7 protein-coding genes are annotated in these 16381 nt (G+C 72.5%); all 7 read right to left on the reverse strand.

Annotated features, from left to right (window positions below):
• Positions 1-73: 73 nt before the first annotated feature.
• The 7 genes from ACLJRL_RS16615 to ACLJRL_RS16645 are packed head-to-tail and all read right to left on the reverse strand — an operon-like array spanning position 74 to position 16364.
• Positions 74-1120, reverse strand: a complete 1047-nt coding sequence (locus ACLJRL_RS16615; protein WP_410657074.1) for a 3-deoxy-7-phosphoheptulonate synthase — start codon at positions 1118-1120, stop codon at positions 74-76.
• The gene (locus ACLJRL_RS16620) at positions 1107-2513 is read right to left on the reverse strand and encodes a DHA2 family efflux MFS transporter permease subunit (protein ID WP_410657075.1); all 1407 of its coding nucleotides are present in this window, start codon (positions 2511-2513) and stop codon (positions 1107-1109) included. The genes ACLJRL_RS16615 and ACLJRL_RS16620 overlap by 14 nt, the downstream gene beginning before the upstream one ends.
• Entirely contained in the window at positions 2510-12532 is a 10023-nt protein-coding gene (locus tag ACLJRL_RS16625; protein WP_410657076.1) for an amino acid adenylation domain-containing protein, read from the reverse strand. The genes ACLJRL_RS16620 and ACLJRL_RS16625 overlap by 4 nt, the downstream gene beginning before the upstream one ends.
• A 37-nt stretch (positions 12533-12569) precedes the next feature.
• Complete coding sequence (locus ACLJRL_RS16630) at positions 12570-13346, reverse strand: ABC transporter ATP-binding protein (RefSeq protein WP_410657077.1); 777 nt, start codon at positions 13344-13346, stop codon at positions 12570-12572.
• Positions 13343-14368 (reverse strand): FecCD family ABC transporter permease, encoded by a 1026-nt coding sequence (locus ACLJRL_RS16635; protein ID WP_410657078.1) that lies wholly within the window; start codon positions 14366-14368, stop codon positions 13343-13345. Before ACLJRL_RS16635 ends, ACLJRL_RS16630 begins: the two co-directional genes overlap by 4 nt.
• An 11-nt stretch (positions 14369-14379) precedes the next feature.
• Positions 14380-15363: a FecCD family ABC transporter permease gene (locus ACLJRL_RS16640; RefSeq protein WP_410657079.1), complete on the reverse strand. Its 984-nt coding sequence runs from the start codon at positions 15361-15363 to the stop codon at positions 14380-14382.
• On the reverse strand, positions 15360-16364 hold the full coding sequence (locus tag ACLJRL_RS16645) for an ABC transporter substrate-binding protein (RefSeq protein WP_410657080.1): 1005 nt from the start codon (positions 16362-16364) through the stop codon (positions 15360-15362). Before ACLJRL_RS16645 ends, ACLJRL_RS16640 begins: the two co-directional genes overlap by 4 nt.
• Positions 16365-16381: the final 17 nt, after the last annotated feature.

Below are 16381 nucleotides of genomic sequence, written 5' to 3' on the forward strand. Positions count from 1 at the left end.
GAGGAAGCCGCGAAAGCCACTTTCAGGGCAGCGCATGCCCCGAAAGTGGCTTTCGCGGCACCCTTAGCGAGCGTCACAAAGCGCCGACCTTTCGTGGCGAGCTGATCCGGCGTACCGCGTTCGCGCAAGCCAGCGACTCCAGGAGCGGCACCGTCCGTTCCCAGCCGAGACAGGCATCCGTGATGCTCAGGTCCGGCCGGGGCGGCACCTGTCCGACGTCCTGTCTGCCGTCGGACAGGTACGACTCGATCATCACGCCGGCCAGCGCGTCGTTGCCCGCCGAGATCTGGTCCGCCAGATCCGCGACGACCACCGGCTGCCGGTTGTGGTCCTTGCCGCTGTTGCCGTGTGAGGCGTCGACGACGAGCCGGTGCGGCAGGCCCCCGGCGGTCAGCGCGTCGAGGGCGTCCGCGACGGCGTGCGCGTGGTGGTTCGGTTTCGGGCCGCCGCGCAGGACCACGTGGGCGTCCGGATTCCCGGCGCTGCGCAGGATCCGGAGCCGTCCGTCCGGGGCGGCGCCCGGGAACACGTGCGGCAGGCCGGCCGCCCGGACGGCGGCGACGGCGGTGTCCAGCCGCCCCGAGACGCAGTTCTTCATCCCGACCGGCATCGGCAGCCACGACGCCAGATGCCGGTGGGGCTGGCTGGCCACCGTCCGGGCGCCGATCGCGCCCCAGCTGACGGTGTCCGCGATGTACGGCGCCAGCAACGGGTCGACGAACTCGTAGGCCAGCGGCAGCCCGGTGGCGGCGGCGTCGACCAGGAACCGCCGTCCGATCCGCATACCGGAGGCGAGGTCTCCCTTGCCGTCGAGGGTGGGGTCGGGGATCAGGCCGGTCCAGCCGGAGATCGTGCGCGGTTTCTCCAGGTAGGCCCGCAGGACCACGACGAGGTCGTCGGCGAACCGGGCGGCGACGTCGGCGAGCCGGTGGGCGTACTCGAGCCCGCCCGCCGGGTCGTGCACCGAACACGGTCCCACGACGACGAGCAGCCGGGAATCGCGCCGGGCGAGCACGTTCGCGACGGTTTCGCGGTGCCGGGCTATGTCCTCCGGCACGGCACCTCCGCCGGTGGCGACTTCGGCCGGACTGGGCAGAGTGTCCTGGTCAGGCATCCGCATGACCTTTCTCCTTGTCGGGGGCGGCCGCACCGGCCCGGGGCAGCCGCGTCGCACCGGCGACCGCCACGACGGCGAGGCCGAGAACACACCAGAAAGAGTCGGCGAAGGCCGCGGCGACATCCGGGCCGCGGGCGGCCAGCCGGGCCTGCAGCACCACGGCCAGCACCGCGGTGCCGATCGAGCCGCCGAGCGTGTTGAGCAGGTTCAGTGCCCCGGCCGCCCGGGGCAGCCGGGCGGGTTCGACCCGGCGGTACACGATGGTCATCACCGGCGCGCCGATCAGTGCCGCGCCGAAACCGCGTAACAGCAGGGAAACCACGATCATCCAGTCCGGGAGCCCCGGACCGAGCTGGGTGAAGGGCGCGGTGCCGAGGGCGACCAGCCCGATACCGCTGAGCACGAGGGTGCGCGGCGAGATCCGGTCGACGAGCCGGTTCACCAGCACCGACCCGGCGGCCGCGCCGATGCCCTGGGGCACCAGCAATAACCCGGTGTCCCAAGTGGACAGTCCGGCGGCGCGCTGGAGGTAGAGCGGGAGCAGGAACATCGTGCCGAACACCGACGCGCCGAGCAGGACCAGCGCCAGCGCCGCGACCCCGAACGGCGGCTTGGCGAACAGCCTCGGGTCGAGCAGCGGCGCCTCGGCGCGCAGTCCGTGCCGGACGAACGCGGCGAGCATCACGATCCCCGCCGCGACAGCGGTTCCGGCGAACACCGGGTCGCCCTGCTCGAACCAGGTGAGCCCGAAGACCAGTACCGCGAGACCCGGTGAAAGCAGCAGCGCGCCCCGGAAGTCGAACCGATCGCCGCGGCTGCCCGGTTCGCCGGCCGGGACCCAGCGCAGGGCCAGGATCACGGCCACCACCCCGACCGGGAGGTTGACGTAGAACAGCCACGGCCAGTCGGCGACCGTGAGGATCGAGCCACTCGCCAGCGGGCCGAGTACCGGGGACAGCAGCGGCACCAGGCCGACGACGCTGATCACCCGGCCGATCCGGTCCCGCCCGGCGGCGCGCGCCAGCAACGCCTGACCGGTGGGCGGCAGCAGGCCGCCCGCGAGCCCTTGCAGGACACGGAAGGCGATGAGCGCGGGCAGTGTCGGCGCCAGTGCGCACAACAACGACGCCAGCAGGAACACCACGATCGCGGTGAGCCACACCCGGCGGCCGCCGAACCGGTCAGCGAGCCAGCCCGACGCCGGGACCGCGGTGACCACGGCCAGCAGGTAGGCCGTCGTCACCCACTGGACACCGGTGACCGGGGCGCCGAACTCCTCGGCGAGGGTGTCGACGCCGAGCGAGACGATCGTGCTGTCCAGCGTCGCCATGAACGTACCGAGCACCAGCACCGACGCGGTGCGCCACAACGCGCCGTCGATCGGCCGCGCGGTCACGGCTGCCCCACGAACGCGCTCGCGTCGCCGTCCAGCCGGGACGGCAGGTCGTGCAGGAACCGGACCAGGTGGTCGGCCAAGGATCGGGCGTCCCCGTCTCGCGCGTACAGAACGCCCTCCCAGCCGTGCTCGTCGGGAACGACGGTGACGCTCACCGGATGGTGCGTCCGTTCCCGGAACCGGGTCCCGGTGACGGTGAGCCCGGGTGCGGGTTCGCGGAGCTTCGCCGGGTCCACCGGGTAGTTCTCGAACACGAGCAGGCTGTCGAACAGCCGCTCGCGCCCGGTGAGCGTCGCGAGTTCGGGCAGGCCGATCTCGTGGTGCCCGGCCATCGCCTGCTGCCGTGCCTGCAGGTCGGCCAGCGCCGCGGCGAGCGTGCCGGTGAACCGCGCGCGGACCGGGACGCTGTTGGCCAGCAGGCCGATGATCTCCTCGACACCGTCCACTTCGGACGTCCGGTTCGAGGTCATCACCCCGAAGCAGACGTCCGTGCGCCCGGCTTTGGTCGCGAGCACAGCGGCCCAGGCCCCTTGCAGCAGCGTGTTGGCGGTCAGCCCGCGTGACGCGCCCAGCCGGGTCAGCTCCATCACCAGCGGACCGTCCACGGTGAACAGCACCGGCTCGGCCGTCCCGCCGGTGCGCGGCAGGTGATCGCCTTCGGGCAGGCCGTCGAGTTCCGTCCGCCAGGCCCGGAGATCGGCGGCGTGGTCACGGGCGGCGAGCCGCCGCGTGTACCGGGCCAGCGGAACCGGCTCCGGCAGTGGCTTTCCCGCGTACAGCGCGAACAGTTCGGCGAGGATGCGCGGCGCGGACCAGCCGTCGGAGAGCAGGTGGTGACTGGTCAGAATGAGCCGGTGGCGGCCGGGTGCGTGCCGCAGCACGGTGACCCGCCACAACGGTCCGGCGGCCAGATCGAAGGGCTCCGCCAGCTCCTCGTCCAGCACCCGCTCGGCGTCCACTTCGGACACTTTGCGGACCCGGAAGCCGGCTCCAGGAACCGCCGGGACGACCTGGACCTCGTGGGAGGGCGGGAAGACCGCGGCCAGGTTCGGGTGCCGTCGCACCAGCGCCGACGCCGCCGCGCGAAGGGCCTCGACGTCGAGATCTCCGGACAGCGCGAACGCGGCCTGCACCGGGTACGGGTCTTCGCTCGCGGAACGGGACTCGCGCAGGATCACTTCCTGGAGCGGGGTCAGCGGCAGGATCTCGCCCGGGCCCGGCAGGTCGGCGGCGAGTTCGTCCAGCTCTCGGAGCAAACACTCCCCCAGTGCCGCGATCTCGTCGTCGGTGAACAGCGCGGCGGGCCAGGTGAAGCGGACGCCGAGCGTGCCGCCGTCGGGGACCATCGCGTTCACCGTCAGCGCGTGCGGCAGCGGCAGTTCCGCGCCACCGCCCGAACCGAGCGGGTCCGCGTCCGGCGGTCGCCGCCAAGGCGTTTCGGCGACCGGGGCCGCCGGGAACCGGCCGAGGTAGTTCCAGGCGACCTCGGGCCGGGTGCCCTCCACACCGAGGATTCCGTGACCGAGACCGTCGCCGGCGGCACGCAGGTGATCGCGGACCGCCCGCAGCGCGTCCGGGACCGGTCCGGTGGGCGGGGCGATCCGGGCCGGGTGCACGGCGGTGAACCAGCCCGCGGTCTGCGCCAGGTCGACAGTGCCGGTGAAGTCCGGGGTATGCCCTGGCCTCCCGTGGCTCTCGACGGCGACGAGCAGGTCGGCTTCGGTCCCGCGCCACTCGGCGACGGCGCGGGCGAGCGCGGTCAGCAGCACGGCGTCCGGGCCGGTGCGGTAGGCCGCGGGCAGCGTGGTGAGCACGGCGTGGGTCGTCTCCGCGCCGAGGTCGATCCGGTGGTGCCGCACGGTCGCCACGGTGTCGCGGGCCGGGTCGAGATCGGTGCGGCCGAGCCTTGCCGACGGCGCCGAGGCGATTCCTTGCCAGTACGGCAGTTCGTCCTGGCGGTGCGGGACGGCGGCCCGCAGCGAACGGGCCCAGCCGAGGAACGACTGCCCGCGCCGCGGCAGCGGGTTCCTGTGATAGGCCTGTTCGACGTCGTCGAGCAGCACGCGCCAGGTCACCGCGTCGGCGACCAAATGGTGCGCCACCAGCAAAAGCCTGCCCGGCCGGTCCTCGCCGGCGTCCACCAGCACCGCGCGCAGCAGCGGCCCGGTGCGCGGGTCGAGCGCTGCCTGGATGTGCTCCACGTGGGCGTCGAGCAGCGCACGCAGGTCAGCGGAGTCCGGTGCGCGGACGGCGGTGAGCACGTCGGCGCCGGTCACCGCGCCGACGTCGGGGATCCGCAGCAAGTCCTCGACGAGGTGCGCGCGCAGGACGTCGTGGCGGGCGAGGATGGTGTCGAGCACGGAGCGCCACCGCGCCACGTCGCCGGCCGAGGGCACACAGATCTCGGCCCACTGGCAGAAGCCGTCGGCCGCCTTTTCCGCGCGCCGCAAGAGATCGCGCATGATCGGCGTGAGCGGAGCGTCGCCGACGGCGGGAGCTTCCTCGGACCGTTCGGGTTCGCCGCAGCGCGCAGCGATCCCGGCGACCGTGCCGCCTTCGAGGACGTCGCGCGCGGTCAAGTGCAGCCCCTCGCGCCGGGCACGGGAGACCACCCGCAGCGACGCGATGCTGTCCCCGCCCGCTTCCAGGAAACCGTCGTCCAGGGCGACGCCGGGGCCGAGCAGATCGCGGACCACCCGCAGCAGCACGGCTTCCGCGGGGGTGGCCGGTTCCCTTCCGCCGTCGGTGCGGGCGTCCGGAGCGGGCAACGCGGCCCGGTCGAGTTTGCCGCTCGGGCCCAGTGGCAGCCGGTCCAGCGAGACCAGGGCGGTCGGCACCATGTAGGCGGGCATGTCCGCGGCGAGGTACTCGCGCAGCGCGGCCGGGTCGGGTTCCGTGCCGTCGACCGGGACGAAGTAGGCGACCAGACGGTCTTCCCGGACGATCACCGCGCTGGCGCGGACGTCCTCGTGCGCGGCCAGCGCCGTTTCGATCTCGCCGAGTTCGATCCGGAACCCGCGCAGCTTGACCTGGTGGTCGGCGCGGCCGAGGAAGACGATCTGGCCGTCCGGCCGCCAGCGGACCAGGTCGCCGGTGCGGTACATCCTCTCCCCCGGCGGACCGAAGGGATCGGCGACGAACCGTTCCGCGGTGAGCGCGGCGCGGCCGACGTACCCCTGTGCGAGCTTCGGCCCGGCGAGGTACAGCTCACCGGTGACGTTCGTACCGACCGGGAGCAGGCCGCCGTCGAGCACGTACGCGCGGACCTCCGGGTCCGGGCGGCCGATCGGCAGCGGGCCGGGGTCGGCCGGGTCGTAGTGCCAGGTGACCGAGTTGATGGTGACCTCGGTCGGGCCGTAGGCGTTGAACAGCGCACGCCGGTTTCCCCAGCGCCGCGCCAGTTCCGGGTCGAGCCGTTCGGCGCCGACGACGAAGAACACGTCCTTCTCGACGGTCGCGTCGTCGGGCATCGCGGAGAGGAACGACGGCAGCAGGTTGAGCCCGGTGACGCGGTGTCCGGCGGCGTAGGCCAGCAGATCGTCACCGGAGACACGCACTTCCTCGGGCGCGATCACCGACGTGCCACCGGACAGCAGCGGCAACATGAACTGCCAGAACGCGACGTCGAAACTGGTCGAGGCGAAGTGCAGGTACCGCTCGGCGGTACCGATGCCGACGATGTCCTCCTGCAACGAGATCAGGCTCGGGATCCCGCGGTGCGGCACGGCGACACCCTTGGGCTTGCCGGTGGTACCGGAGGTGTAGATGACGTACGCGAGCGAGTCCTCGGTGATCCGCCTGCGCGCCTCCACCGGGTCCGTGTCCTCAGTGGACGGTGCGTCCGGGTTCACCACCGGCACTCCGGCGCTGGGGTCCGAAGTGGACACGACGGCCGCGGGCGCGATGTCGCCGAGCATGTACGCCAGCCGGTCGGCCGGGTAGTCCGGGTCCATCGGCACATGCACCGCACCGGCCTTGACCACGGCGAACAGGGCGACCACGAGGTCGACGTCGCGGCGCAGCAGGACCGCGACCGGGTCCTGCGGTTTCACCCCGGCGTCGATCAGCGCGTGCGCGAGCCGGTTGGCGCGCCGGTCCAGTTCCGCGTAGGTCAGGCTGCGGTCCCGGCACACGACGGCTTCGGCGTCCGGGGTTTCGCGGACCCAGCGGCCGAACTCCTCCAGCATGCCGCCGCGTTCACGCTTCGGTTCCGGCCCCTCGCCGAGGCGCAGCATCGCGCGTTCCTCGTCCGTGTCGAGGGCTCGCAGGCGCGCGACCGGCCGCGCCGGATCGGCGACGATCTCGTGCAGTACGGCGCGCAGCCAGCGGCCGTACGCCTCGGCCTCGTCCTTCGTGAAGGCCTGGGGCTGGTAGCCGAGGCCGACGGTGAACTCGTCGCCGGGCAGCACGATCACCGTGAGCGGATAGTGCGTAGCGTCGGTGATGTCGACGCCGACGAGATCGAGGCCGGGCGCCAACGTGGTGCGGGCGCGGCTGGAGAGCGGGAAGTTCTCCATCACCAGCATCGTGTCGAACAGGTCGCCGACGCCGGCCACGCGCTGGATGCCGGGCAGCCCGGCGTGGTGGTGATCGGTGAGCTCGACGCTTTCGGTGTGCACGCGGTCCAGCACGGTGACCGCGGTGTCGGCGGCGTCGAACCGCACCCGGACCGGGATCGTGCTGCCGAGCTGACCGATCATCCGCTCGACGCCGGGGACGTCGGCGGGCCGTCCGGAGACCGGGCAGCCGAAGACGACGTCGCGGCGGCCGGTGAGCCGGGCGAGCAGGACACCCCACGCGGTCTGGAACACCGTGGTCGGGGTGACCCCGCGCTCGCGGGCAAAGGCACGCAGCCGTTCGCTGAACTTCCCGCCCAGTTCGACGATGACCCGCTCCGGACGGTCCACAGTGGACTCGGCGGTGGCGGGAGCGAGCCGGGTTCCCTCGTCGAGCCCGGCCAGCGCCGCACGCCAGGCCTCCAGCGCGGCGTCCGGATCGCGGTCGCCTAGAACCCTGTGGTACTCCGAGAGCGGCGGGGAGACCGGCGCGGCCGGGCCGCCGCCGAGTTCGGCGTAGGTGGCCAGCAGGGTGCGGCCGACCAGCGGCATCGACCAGCCGTCGAGCAGCGCGTGATGGTTGGTGAGCACCAGCCGGTGCTCGTCCGGGCCGAGCGTCAGCAGCAGGAACCGGATCAGCGGCGGGGTCGCCGGATCGAACGGGCGGGCCAGTTCGGCTCGGCATTCGGCCTCGACGGCTTCCGGCGTCCCGGTCAGGTCGGCGTGCCGCCAGTCGAGTGACACCGCCGCGGGCACCACCTGGACGACCTCGCCCGCGTCGGTGGTGTGCAGGTGGACGCGCAGAGCGGGGTGGCGGCGCAACAGTTCCGCCACGGCCTCGCGCATCCGTTCGGCGTCGAGTTCGCCGCTGAGCAGGGTCATCGCCTGCACCACGTAGACGTCGGTGTCCTCGTCGCCGCGCGCCAGGGTGTGGAACGAAAGCCCGGTCTGCAACGGGGTCGCGGGCAGGACGTCCTCGATCCGGCCGCCGCGTTCCAGTGTGTCGATCGCGGTCTGGTCCAGGCCGACGAGCGGCAGATCCGACGGCGTGAGCCCGCCGCCGTCGGGGCCGATCCGGGCGGCGTGCGCGGTGAGCGCGTCCAGTGCCCGCGCCCACGCTTCCTGAAGTGCCGCAACGCTTTCCGCGGACAGCACCGCACCGGCCGCGGTCCACTCGACGGCGAGCCGGGGGCGGCCGTCCTCGCGGACGAAACAGTTCAGCGCCAACACCTGCTCCAGCGACTTCGCCGACGGCTCGGTCACCGCGAACGGGTCTTCCTCGGGCAGCCGCCAGCCAGTGCCCGCCAGCGGCGCGAACCGGCCGAGGTAGTTCAGGACGACGTCCGGCGGCGGGACGGCGGCGAGTTCGTCCCGGGTCAGCGGATCGAGATAACGCAGGACGCCGAACCCGACGCCGTTGTCCGGCACCGAGCGTTTGGCCTCCTTGGCGGCCCGCACCAGATTCCCGGCCGCGTCCCCGCCCGCGAGCGCGTCGTCGAAGTCCGTGGTCGCGGCGACCGCCGTGGCGGGAACGCGCAGCGGATGCTCGGCGGTGAACCAGCCGACGGTACGCGACAGGTCCAGTCCGTTCTGATCGCGGCCGTGGCCCTCCAGGGACACGGTTTCCGCCTCGGCCGGGGCGTCCCGCCACGACCGCAGGGCGAGCACCAGCGCGGCGAGCAGCACGTCGTCCGGCCCGGCGCGGTAGGCGGTGGGCAGACCGGTGAGCACCGCCTCGGTCTGCTCCGGCGAAGCGACGGTGACCGACCGTCGTGCGGTCACGACCGTGTCGGTGGCCCGGTCAAGCGGGCGGTGGCCCAGACGCGGACCGTCCACGGCGCGGCGCCAGTGACCGAGTTCGCCGTGCCGGGCGCCCGAAGCCCCTTGCTCGGCAAGGCGGAGCGCGTGCCGCCGCCACGACGTCCCGGCAGGTTCAAGGCTTTCGCCCGCGCACGCGGCGCGCAGGTCGGGCAGGAGGATCCGCCAGGAGACGCCGTCGATCGCCAGGTGATGGATCACGATCACCAGGTGGGCCGGCAGCAACGCGATCCGGACCAGGTCGCCCGCGGAGAGGTCGAGCGAGGCGGCGAGTTCCCCGGCGACGTCGGCCGGGTCTCCGGTGGCTTCGGTGACCACGTCCGCGGCCCGCACGGCCCCCTGTTCACGGACCCGCACTTCGTCCTCTACTTGCAGCCGCAGGACGTCGTGGTGGTCCAGGAGCGTCTGCACGCCGGCGGTCAGCTCGTCGAGCGGGAGTTCCTCATCGAGCCGCAACGCGGTCCACTGCGCGTACCCGGCCACGGCCGTGACGTCGGGATGCGGGTCGAGCAGCGCGCGGACGATCGGCGGGGCGGGCACCGCGCCGGTGGGTTCGTCCGGAACATCCGCCGGGCCGCCGATCTCGCGGCTCGCCGCCGCGAGTGCCTCGAAACTACGTCGTGCCAGCAGATCCCGCGGCCGGAGGTCGAGACCGTGGGCGCGGAGCCTGCTGCTGACGCTGATCGCGGTGATGCTGTCGCCGCCCAAGGCGAAGAAGTCGTCGTCGACGGCGACCTCGTCGACGCCGATCACTTCGGCGATGGTCGCGCACAGCAGGCGTTCGCGTTCGGTGCCCGCGGCCCGGCCACCCGCCGCCGCACGCGGGGCGGGCAGTGCCGCGCGGTCGATCTTTCCGTTGGGGGTCAACGGAAGCGTGTCCAGCACGACCACCACCGCCGGGACGAGGTGCTCGGGCACCCGGTCGGCGAGCTTCGCCCGGACGTCGTCCGCGACGACGTCACCGACGACGTAGCCGATGAGTCTCGGTCCGCGCACGGCCGCGGCCGCCGCGCGTACGCCGGGAACAGCGGCCAGCGCGGCCTCGACCTCGCCGAGTTCGACGCGGTAGCCGCGCACCTTCACCTGGCCGTCGCGGCGGCCCAGGTACTCCAGACCGCGTCCCGGCACCCAGCGGGCCAGGTCTCCGGTGCGGTACATCCGCTCGCCGGGTGCGCCGAACGGGTCCGCGACGAACCTCTCTGCCGTCGCGTCCGGCCTGCCCAGGTAGCCGCGGGCGAGGTGCGGTCCGGCGAGGTACAGCTCACCGGGCGTTCCCGTGGGCACCGGCCGCAACGCGGCGTCCAGGACCCGGACCGCCGTGCCCGGGACGGCGGCGCCGATGGTGGGTTCGCCGTCGTCCAGCCAGGACCCGGAACCGTCCACAGTGGCCTCGGTCGGACCGTACATGTTGCGGGCGGGGACACCGGATTCCGCGACGCGACGCCACAAAGCGGGCGGGGTCGCCTCGCCGCCGAGGACGAGCAGTGCAGGCGGGTGCGGGCCGTCGAGGAGCCCGGCGTCCACCAGCGGCGCGGCCATCGACGGCGTCGTGTCGACGACGTCGATCCGGTCGCGGGCGAAGGCGGCCAGCAGATCGTCGGCGTCACGGGCGACATCGGTGCTATAGACGTGGAGTTCGTGCCCGAACAGCAGCCACATCAGCTGGTCGAGCGCGGAGTCGAAGGCGAAGGAATAGGTGTGCGCCACCCGCAGCCGTCGTCCGGCGGCCCGTTCGGTCTCGGCGACCGTGGTCGCGCGGTGGTGGTGCAGCAGGGTCGCCAGCCCGCCGACGCGGCCGAGTACCCCCTTGGGGCGGCCGGTCGAGCCGGAGGTGAAGATGACGTAGGCCAGGTGTTCCGGATGGCGTGGCGCAGCCAGTTCCTCAGTGGACAGTGGCGATCCGTCCAGTGTGGACAAATCGGTTTCGTCCAGCCGGAGCTGTGGCCCGGGCACCAGGGCGGCGCCGGAGGACACGGTGAGTACGGCCCCGGCCTCGGCGGCCAGTTCCCGCAGCCGCTCCGCCGGGTGGGCGAGGTCCAGCGGCAGGAACGCGGCACCGGCGTCGAGGACGGCCAGCAGCGCGACGACGAGATCCGCCGACCGCGGCAGGGCGAGTGCGACGACGTCGTCCGGGCCGACGCCGTGTGCCCGCAAGACCCGCGCGAGCCGGTGCACGCGTGTGACGAGTTCCCCGGCGGTCAGCCGTTCGTCACCGAAGACGAGCGCGGTCTGTCCGGAATGGACGGACAGTTCGTCCAGCAGTTCCGGCACCCCGACCGGTTCACCGGCCGGGGCGGGGGTGGCCCACGCGTCCAGCAGAGCCGTCCGCTCCCCCGGCGGGACCAGGTCGGCGCCCCCGATCAGCGGGCCGTCCGGTGCGGTCAGCGCGGTGATCAGGCAGCGCAGCGCGGTCAGCTTCGCGTCGACGGCCGCTTGGTCGTGGGTGGCCGCGTCGACCTCGAAGCCGAGCAGCAGCCCGCCCTCCGCGGTGGGCAGCACGGACAGGCCCATGTCCTCGGGCGGCCCGCCCGCGACGTTGCGCATCGTGCCGTGCGCGCCCGCGAAGTCGAGCTTGAGGTCGAAGGCCTTGAGGTTGATGCCTCGGCCGTGCAGCAGCGCTCCCGCGCCCGGTACCGCGAGATCCTGCGGCAGGTCCTCACCGCGGTAGCGCTGGTGCGTGCGCATCTCCTTCAGCGCACCGGTCACCCGGGCGACCAGCGCGGCCGGCTCGTCGTCCGGACGTACCGAAACCCGCAGTGGCAGCACATTGACCGCCATCGCCGGTGTCCGCAAGGCCTTGCCTTCACGGCACATCAACGGCATCGCGAACACGACATCGGTCCAGCCGAGCACGCGGTGCAGGAACGCGGCGTAGCAGGCGATCAGCGCGTCACCCCAGGTCGTCCCGGCCCGTTCGCCCAAGGCTCGCAACCGCGCCACGTCCGAAGCGGGCAGGACCGACCGCGCGGTCACCGTGGCTTCGGGAGGGCCCGACGCGCCACCGCCGTCGTCGACGTCCGGCAACGGCGTGAAGCGCGAGCGCCAGTACTCCCGGTCACGCTCGAACCGTTCGCTCGCCCGATAGGCGCCGTCGGCCTCGACGAGGTCGGCGAGCGGCGAGAACGTCGTGGGCGGCACGTCCTTTCCGTTCAGGACAGCGGTATAGCGGGCCGCGGTGCGGCGCGCGAGCATCGCCGCGGTGTAGCCGTCGAACACCAGGTGATGCCCGAGCTGCGTGAACCACACTTCCGACTCCGAGAGCCGCAGCACGAGATGAGCGAAGAGCGGCCGCTCCACCATTTCGCGGCATGCCTCGGCCGTCCGGCGGCGTTCGGCCTCCACCCGGCGATGCGCCGCGGCCACCGGATCGGCCTCACCGCGCAGATCCACCACGGCCGGCAGCGGCACCGGTTCAGTGGACACCACCTGACGCGGGCCGTCCGGCGTCTCGAAGACACGCAGCCGCAGGCTGTCCGCCTCCTCGACGGTCGCCCGGATCGCCTCGGCCAGCACGACGGTGTCGATCGGGCTCTCACCACGGACCTCGACGACATCGCCGACGACGTAGTAGAGCGAGTCGGGCTCCAGTCGCTGCGCGGTCCAGATACCCAGCTGGGCTCCGGTGAGGGCGAGGCCGTTGCTCATTTCGTGCTCCTGTTTCGGGGTCGCGCGGCCGCCGGACTCACAGCGCGGGCACGACCATCGGGGTGCCGGTCACCGGGTCGGGCACGACGACGCTGGGGAGATCGAAGACCTCTTTCATCAGCTCGGCGTCGACGATGTCGGCGGGGGCGCCTTCGGCCACGATCCGGCCGTCGCGCAGGGCGACCAGGTGATCGGCGTAGCGGCAGGCCTGGTTGATGTCGTGCAGGACGGCGATCACCGTGCGGCCCTCGTCGCGCAGCCGGGCCAGCAACTGCAGGAGCTGGTACTGGTGCGCGATGTCGAGGAACGACGTCGGTTCGTCCAGCAGCAGGTACGGCGTCCGCTGCGCCAGCACCAGCGCCACCCACACGCGCTGACGCTGGCCGCCGGACAGCTCCTGCACCGGCCGGTCGGCGAGCCCCGCCACCCCGGCCGCGGTCATCGCCTCGAGCACCGCCCGTTCGTCCTCTTCGGACCAGGAGGCGAACAACGACTGGTGCGGGAACCTGCCTCGCGCGATCAGCTGGCGGACGCGGACGTCCTCGGGCGCGACCGGATCCTGGGGCAGGAAACCGAGTTCCCGCGCCAGTCCCTTGCCGTGATAGGAGCCGACCTCCTTGCCGTCGAAGGAGATCTCGCCCTCGGCGGGCCGCAGCAGCCGGACGAACGCGCGCAGCAGGGTCGACTTGCCGCAGGCGTTCGGCCCGACGACGGCGGTGAACGCGCGGTCGGGCACATCGAGACTCAGCCGGGTCGAAACGATCCGGTCGCCATAGCGCAGGGTGAGATCCCGCGCGGTCAAACGGGCACTCATGTGCGCCGAACCTCCTTGGTGAGCAGCCAGATCAGATATCCGCCGCCGATCACGGTGCTGACCACACCGACGGGCAGTGAGACCGGCGCCAGCAGCATCTGAGCGGCCAGATCGGCGCCCGTCAGCAGCACGGCGCCGGTGAGCGCGGCGGGAAGCAGGCCGATACCGGGAGTGCGGGCCAGCCGCCGCCCGATCTGCGGCGCCGCCAGCGCGATGAACGCGATCGGCCCGGCGACGGCGGTGACCGTGGCCGTGCAGCCGACCCCGATCAGCACCAGATGCAGCCGCAGCCGGTCCCAGCGGACGCCGGTGGTGACCGCCAGTTCGCCGCCGAGCCCGGCCTGGTGCAACGACGGTGCCCTGGTGAACAGCACGGTGAACAGCACCGCCAGTACCCCGAACGGGATGGCGACGTCGTCCCAGCCGACACCGTTGAGCGAACCGGCGTGCCAGCCGACGGCCGCGATCGCGACCTCCAGTTCGGCGCGCAGGACGATCCACGAGTTGAACGCGGTCAGCATCGCGTTGATCGCGATGCCGATGACGATCAGCCGCAGCCCGGACAACCCGCCGCCGAGCGACAGCGCGTAGACGACGGCCGCCGTGATCACGCCGCCGAGCACCGAACCGATCGTCAGCTGCGTGGAAGTCCCCGACAGCACGGTGATCGCGACCAGCGCGCCGGTGTAGGCGCCGGCGTCGAGACCGATGACGTCCGGGCTGCCGAGCGGATTGCGGGTGATGTTCTGGAAGATCGCGCCGGCCAGCCCGAGCGCGGCGCCGAACACCAGCCCGGCCAGGACCCGGGGCAGGCGCCATTCGCGGATGACCACCCCAGGGCCGCCACCGGAACCGGTGAGCGCGGCGAACACGCGGGCGGGGCTCGCCCACGCCGCGCCGTAGCAGAGCCCGAGCAGCGTCAGCCCGGCGATGACCACGATCATCGCGACGAGGAACCAGAGGGTGCGGCGTTCCAGCCGGGCGGAGAACCGCCCGCGCCGCAGAACGAATGCGGTGGTCACAGTTGTCGTATTCACAGCGGCGCCGCCCCGTATTTGCGGACGGCCCAGATGAGCACCGGGCCGCCGAGGAACGCGGTCACGATCGCGACCGGCACCTCACCGGTCGGCAGGAGGACCCGGGATCCGACGTCCGCGGCCAGCATCAGGACCGGGCCGAGCAACGCGGCGAACGCGATCAGCCACGGGATCGACGCACCCGCCACCCGCCGCGCCAGATGCGGCACGATCAGCCCGACGAACAGGATCGGCCCGGCCAGCGCGGTGGCCGCGCCCGCCATCAGCGTGATCAGCAGCAAGGTGAACGCCCGGACACGGGCGACGTTGGCGCCGAGCGTGTGCGCGACCGTCTCGCCGAGCGCGATGGCGTTCAGCTGACGGCTCACCACGAACGCGCCCAGCAGCGACAGGCCGATGACGATCAGCGGGATCGTGGTCGGTGCCTGTTCACGGCCTGCCAGCGAACCCACCGACCAGAACCGGTAGACGTCGAAGGTGTCCGGGAACAGCAGCCGCAGGCCGAGGGTGAGGCCCAGCAGCACGGCGCTCAGCGCGGTCCCGGCGAGCACCAGCCGCAGTGGCGACCGGCTGCCGACCGCGTAGACCAGCGCCACGGCGCCGACCGCACCTACCACCGCCAGGCCGAGTTCGGCGGGAGCCGAAGCGGTGAGCCCGAAAGCCGACCCCACCGCGATGGCGAACCCGGCCCCCGCGGTCACGCCGAGCACGCCGGGTTCGGCCAAAGCGTTGCGCGACAGGGCCTGCACGAGCACGCCGCCGACGGCGAGTGCCGCGCCGACGCCGACCGCGAGCACCGCCCTCGGCATCCGGATGTCGATGACGATCGCCCGGTCACTCGGGTTCCCGTCGCCCAGCAGGGCGCGCACGACCTCGCCGGGAGCGATGGCGTGCGCGCCGATGCCGACGCTCAGCACGGCGACCACGACGAGCCCGAGCAGTGCGCCGCCGAGCAGCGCGGACCGCCCGGTGGTGGTCACTTCTTGAGCAGAGGCGTGAACGCCTGGTCGATGGCGTCCAAAGTGGACGTCGCGGCCCGGTAGGTGGCGGCCTCGGTGTAACGGAACGCGTAGACCTTGCCCGCCTTCACCGCGGGGAGTTCCTTCCACAGCGGCGATTCGAGGACGTATTTGACCGGCGCCGGCACGGCACCGTCGGCGCTGACCGAGTAGGTGATCGCGTCGGCCTCGGCGAACGCCGTCGGCAGCTCTTCGATCGACGGGTACTCGCTGACGTCCTTGGAGCCGCCGCCCTTGACCTTGACCTGGCCGTAGTAGGTGGCGCCCACGTCCTGGGCGGCATTGGTGCCCCACGAACCGTTGAACTCGCGCTGGAAGTTGCCCTTCGCGACCTCGCCGTAGGCGCCGACGTGGCCGAGCTTCAGCTGCGGCAGCACGGCCTTGTACTTGTCAGCCAGTCCCTTGGCCTTGGTGTCGTAAGCGGTCTTGACGGCATCGAACCCGGCGGCCGCACCCGCGGCGTCGGCCTGCTTGCGGGACAGTTCACGCCACATCGACGGTACCGACGGGCCGATCGCCACTACCGGGGCGATGGCTTCGAGGCGCTTGATGTCGATGTCGGCGAGCACCGGCTTCGGCACCCCGATGACGATGAGGTCGGGATCGGCCTGCGCGATCGCCTCGTAGTTCGTCTCCGCCGCCGTCTCGCCGGCGACCTTCGCCAGCTCGTCGTACTTCTTGCGCTCCTGCTCGTTGAACAGCGGGATGCCGCGCTTCCAGCTGGAGACGCCGACCAGCGGCGCGCCCGCTTCGAGCAGCGCGGGGACGGCGTACCCGGTGGCGATGACCCGCTTCGGCGAGACCGGGATGGTGATCTGCCCGTTGTCGGCGGCGAACACCCGGGTCTGGCCGCCGTCGGCCGCCTTGCCGTCGTCGCCGGAGCCACAGGCGGTGGCCGCGGTCACGACCGTCAACGCGAGTGCGATCGCTCCGGCGAAGCGGCGGGTTCTGGTGGTGCGCATGGGATTTCCTCGTTATT

Source organism: Amycolatopsis sp. lyj-112, assembly GCF_046549055.1.
Lineage (GTDB): Bacteria > Actinomycetota > Actinomycetes > Mycobacteriales > Pseudonocardiaceae > Amycolatopsis.